Origin of the sequence: Heyndrickxia coagulans DSM 1 = ATCC 7050, assembly GCF_000290615.1 — a bacterium.
Classification (GTDB): domain Bacteria; phylum Bacillota; class Bacilli; order Bacillales; family Bacillaceae_C; genus Weizmannia; species Weizmannia coagulans.
Genome location: NZ_ALAS01000266.1, coordinates 1 through 5,097, shown reverse-complemented (window position 1 = coordinate 5,097; position 5,097 = coordinate 1). Strand labels below are relative to the sequence as shown.

The 5,097-nt window shown below is 43.8% G+C and carries 5 protein-coding genes; 3 read left to right on the top strand and 2 right to left on the bottom strand.

The annotated features are described in order from the left end of the window. Positions 1–79: 79 nt before the first annotated feature. Complete coding sequence (locus IC21_RS14415) at positions 80–727, bottom strand: hypothetical protein (RefSeq protein ID WP_234969653.1); 648 nt, start codon at positions 725–727, stop codon at positions 80–82. 442 nt (positions 728–1,169) lie between these two features. Between IC21_RS14415 and IC21_RS14410 the strand changes: the two genes are divergently transcribed. The 3 genes from IC21_RS14410 to IC21_RS14400 all read left to right on the top strand — a co-directional run bounded on the left by IC21_RS14410 (position 1,170) and on the right by IC21_RS14400 (position 4,537). Next, positions 1,170–2,483 carry a hemolysin family protein gene (locus IC21_RS14410; RefSeq protein WP_029142418.1) on the top strand — a complete coding sequence of 438 codons (1,314 nt, stop codon included), beginning with the start codon at positions 1,170–1,172 and terminating at the stop codon, positions 2,481–2,483. 160 nt (positions 2,484–2,643) lie between these two features. After that, positions 2,644–3,072: a MerR family transcriptional regulator gene (locus IC21_RS14405; RefSeq protein WP_029142417.1), complete on the top strand. Its 429-nt coding sequence runs from the start codon at positions 2,644–2,646 to the stop codon at positions 3,070–3,072. Between the two features lie 82 nt (positions 3,073–3,154). Continuing rightward, on the top strand, positions 3,155–4,537 hold the full coding sequence (locus IC21_RS14400; RefSeq protein ID WP_013860705.1) for a hemolysin family protein: 1,383 nt from the start codon (positions 3,155–3,157) through the stop codon (positions 4,535–4,537). A gap of 95 nt (positions 4,538–4,632) precedes the next feature. Here the strand turns inward: IC21_RS14400 and IC21_RS17055 are convergent, their stop codons facing one another. Then, the gene (locus tag IC21_RS17055; RefSeq protein WP_013860706.1) at positions 4,633–4,776 is read right to left on the bottom strand and encodes an Lmo0850 family protein; all 144 of its coding nucleotides are present in this window, start codon (positions 4,774–4,776) and stop codon (positions 4,633–4,635) included. Positions 4,777–5,097 lie beyond the last annotated feature (321 nt).

The window sequence follows — 5,097 nt, the reverse complement described above, 5'->3', positions numbered from 1 at the left end:
GTATTCGCCCACAAGCGTACATTTAAATGATAGAGCGTCTTCCCATTTTTTTCCACTCATCTGCCCTTCGAGTAAAATTTTACACATACATTTCAATTTGCACCCGGGTCTGCACGGCATATTCCATTGAAATGACCATCCCTTCCTTCATTTTATCCAAAAGAGGCAACAGCACCTCCACCGGGATAGCAGGCAGCGCTTTCCGCTTTTTCCGCCCGAACAGAAACGGCTTCTCTCCTTTGATCCTGTTGATCCGCTCGGCAACCACACAGCCAAGCATCGCATAAAAATCACGGAAAGAACGGAAATAAATTTTGCTGTAGTAGCCGTCATCCTGCGATAAATAGACGAAACGGTTATTTAATTTCCGGTAAAAAGGCCTCCGCAAATGATGTTTCATATGGCTCAGATACAGCAATTCCGCAATTTCATACCCCTCCAGTAGATCGAGCCCTTCCTCATCCTCAAAATCAACCCAGCAAAAATCCCCGTAGCTGTATATGTCTTCTTCCAGCAGCCGCCCGATTGTTTCTTCATCCGCATATTCAAACAGCGTATGTAAATTTACAGTGCCCGCCTCAAATTGATGACGAAGAAGAAGGAGATTCGTCAAATTGGGGAAAGCATGGTAAAATTCATAAAAACAGATGCCGTGCGATAAAACATAGTGATTCACTTCATTCGCGTGAACGTAAATGAGCTCCCTGTTGCCACCATGGTTTTTCAAACTATTACCCCCGATTGTGCAAAGCATGTTATGAACTAAAGCCCGCCAGTTCTCATAATTTTATTTTAACAAAGTTGGCGAAAAAATTGGATTTTTATTTCATTCCTATCTGAAAAAGGGGCATCCTTTATCCTCACTGATGATTATAATGTATTTCCGCTAAATGCAAAACCATATACTGCTGTTTACCCCCTCACCAGCATTGCCATTTTTTAACCGGGAAAAGACGCCCTTGTGCTTGCAGTTCCTATTAAAATGATTCAAAATATAGATAGGAATATACAGAAAACGACGGGTACTTTCTTGTTCCCGGGCAAGCCCCGTTTTTTCTCCTGTTTTTCGGGAACAGTATACAGGAAGAGTCTCTTAAGGAGGTGCATGTCTTGCCGAATCAGGGGCCATGTAAAACGATTCATTTTTTCATCTCTTGGCAGGACAAACCATGCTGACGATCAAATTGCTCATTATTGTCTTATTAATCGGGGCCAATGCGTTTTTTGTCGCCTCGGAATTTTCTCTCGTAAGGGTGCGAACATCGAGAATTGACCAGCTCATTGCGGAAGGCAACAAAAAAGCCGCTTCCGCCAAAAAGGTAATTTCCAGCCTGGACAGCTATTTGTCGACAACACAGCTGGGCATCACCGTGATTTCTCTTATTCTCGGGTGGCTGGGCGAGCCGACATTAAGGGTGATTTTTAATCCACTTTTAATCAAACTCCATGTTCCCGGGACACTCATCCACGTGGTGACCTTTATTCTTTCTTTTCTCATCATCACCTTTTTCAGCGTCGTGGTTGGGGAGCTTGCACCGAAAAATATTGCGATCCAGACAGCAGAAACGATTGTGCTGCTCGTCGCCAAACCGCTGATTTTCATCAACAAAATCATGTATCCCTTTACGTGGACGCTGAACAAGTCGTCACAGTTTGTGACAAAAGCGCTCGGTTTCGACATGCAATTGGACAATGAAATCACCCATTCAGAGGAAGAACTGCGGATTATTCTGTCGGAAAGCTTAAAAAACGGTGAAATTAACCAGTCCGAATATAAATATGTCAACAATATATTTGAATTCGATAACCGGATCGCAAAAGAAATTATGGTCCCCCGCACAGAAGTGGTCACCGTCGACAAGAGCGACCGGATTGCCGATCTCATCCGGCTTGCGCAATCGGAAAAATATACGCGTTACCCGGTTACAGACGGGGACAAGGACAATATCATCGGCGTGCTCAACATAAAAGAAGTGCTGACGGATTATGTTTCAAACCCGGATCTCCGGGACGATGCGACGATTGAACCGTATATTAATCCAATTATCCATGTCATTGAAACGGTGCCGATTCAGGGTGTCCTTGCCCGCATGCAAAAAGATAACACTCATATGGCCGTTTTACTGGATGAATATGGCGGGACTGCCGGCATTATTACAGTCGAGGACATTTTAGAGGAAATCGTCGGTGAAATCCGGGACGAGTTTGATGCGGATGAAATCCCGCTTATCCAAAAAATCGGGGATGCGCATTATATTTTGGACGCCAAAGTGCTGATTGAAGATGTAAATGATCTCCTTGCGATCGAAATTCCCGATGATGACGTGGACACGATTGGCGGATGGCTGCTGACACAGAAATACGATTTAAAAAAGGGCGATTCCGTGCCATTCCAATCGTATGATTTCAAAGTAAAAGATATGGAAGGTTCGCACGTCCTGTATGTGGAAGTATCAAAAAAACAGGAAGCGGCTTCCTCATAACGGGGGGCTGCCCAACCTGGTTTTCCACTTTTAAACTAATTGAATTTTCCTAATTACATTTTATTTCTAACCGGTACGTTTGACTGTATGGTATTTATGTTTTATAATAGTCGTAATATAAGTGTGCTTTTTCAGAGATTGGGGTGATTCCAATGGGGCTTTGTACCGCATCGGGGAATTAGCATCCATTGCCAATGTTTCAAAACGGACCATTGATTACTACACCCGGCTTGGGCTGTTAAAACCAAGACGCACCGGAGCAAATTACCGGATTTATGACGAAGATGCCGTAAGTGACCTGCAATTTATAGAAGAATGCAAAAAAATGCATCTCCCGCTTGAGGCGATCCGGGTCAAACTGGAATGCAGAAGGAACGGCATATCGAATGCACATGCCCTGGTCCAGCAGTTGAACCTCTTTTCCGAACAGTTAAAACAGCTCAATATGGAACTGAAAGATATGACACCGAATCTGGAGAAACTGCCGGAAGAGCAAAAAGAAACATTGCGCAATCAATTATCAGGAGACAGCCGGGCACTCGTCCAGTCCCTTTCCTCCATTTTAAACAAGGAAGTGGTCTGGCGCTGAAACCGGGAATAGGATCATTTAATTTTGCAAATATACAGGAGGTGACTCCTGCCCCGTCTCTATTCGGAGCAGGGAAACTTATTTGGACATATTTAAATTGGTGCTGATTTTTATTTTAATCGCACTTTCCGCTTTTTTTGTAGCTTCAGAGTTTGCAATCGTAAAGATTAGAAGTTCCCGGATTGACCAACTCATCGAAGAAGGAAACAAAAAAGCGATTTCGGTAAAAAACATCATCACAAATCTTGATGAGTATTTATCGACCTGCCAATTGGGCATCACCATCATTTCGCTTCTGATCGGATGGATCGGGGAAGAAACCGTTTCGCATCTTCTCGCTCCCGTACTCGGGCTGTTGCATCTTCCGGGGTCTTTTGGCGCCGTTTTCTCCGTCATCCTTGCCTTTTCTGTCATTACCATTGTGCATGTCGTGGCAGGAGAACTTGCGCCAAAAACAGTTGCGATTCAAAAAGCGGAAACCATTGCGTTTCTTGCAGCAAAGCCGTTAATTTTGTTCCACAGGCTGATGTACCCGTTTATTTGGCTGCTGAACAGTTCTGCCGGCCTGATTACAAAAATGGCCGGGCTGGAACCCGCATCCCGGCATGACGTCGCCCATACGGAAGAGGAATTGCGCTTTATCCTGTCCGAAAGCTATAAAAATGGGGAAATCAATCAATCAGAGTTTAAATATGTAAATAAAATTTTTGAGTTTGATAACCGGATTGCGAAAGAAATTATGGTGCCGAGAACCGAGATTGTCTCCCTTTCCAAAGGGGACTCCCTCCAGACGTTCATGGACCTTGTGCAGGAAGAACGGTTTACCCGCTACCCTGTCATTGACGGAGATAAGGACCATATTATCGGGATCATCAATTTAAAGGAAGTTTTAACCGATGTATTGAAAAAACAGGCTCCCCCTTCGTCACTGGAAGCGTATATACGGCCGATTATCCGCGTGATTGACACGATTCCGATTAATGAGCTGCTCGTCATGATGCAAAAAGAACGCATTCACATGGCTGTATTGCTTGATGAATACGGGGGCACGAGCGGCATAGTGACGGTCGAGGATATTTTGGAAGAAATCGTCGGTGAAATCCGTGATGAATTTGACATGGATGAAGTGCCGCTGATCCGGAAAGTCAAGGACGGCCACTTTATTATCGACGCCAAAGTACTGATCAGCGAAGTGAACGATCTGCTCGGCACACAAATTTCCGATGAAGACATTGATACCCTCGGCGGTTGGATTTTAACCAAAAAATTCGAGGCAAAGCAGGGCGACACGGTTGAAACCGATGAATACACCTTTACGATCAGTGAAATGGAAGATATGCATATCCGCTATATCGAAGTGAAAAAGAAAGCGGCACGGCCGGCCAAACGAACTGCAAAACAGGAACCCACGCCGATGATTCAAAATGAATCCGGACATCCTGAAATGTTAAAAGCTTTTGAGTAATGGAGGGCGCCAGCTGCCCTCTGATGCCAATTCAAAATCCAAAAACGCGGGCGATCGCTTGGTCGCCCGCGTTTTTCCGCTCCGCAAAACAGAAATTAATGCTTTTTGTAAACCGGTTGCAGCTTTCTCCCTTCGAGCACTTCGAACAATTCCAGCCGGGATTTCGTAAAGGAGGTTTTGATTCCCATTTCCGAAAAAGCCGATATCATCTTTATTAAATGATCATGGTTTTTTTTCATACGACCGCCTCATCTATCATGGATTTCCGTACTGTTTCCTTATCTGTATATGTATTCCCATCTATATAGGATTTTACACGGCATTTCTTAAATTTTTATGAAAATTTTCTTGCCTTACTCTTAATATAGCAAAAACTTTAAAAAAATATAAGGGTTTTCATCAAAATTGTTTGATTTCCTTCCTCAAGTCTGCGAGAAGAACAAATAGACCGGTTGCGGCTGCCCCCCTCTTCAGCTCTGAGGAGTAAAAATTTTTCGTGATAATTTAACTATCCCCCCCAAAAATGCGGCTAAATATGTAATAATTTAAATAATTAGAGC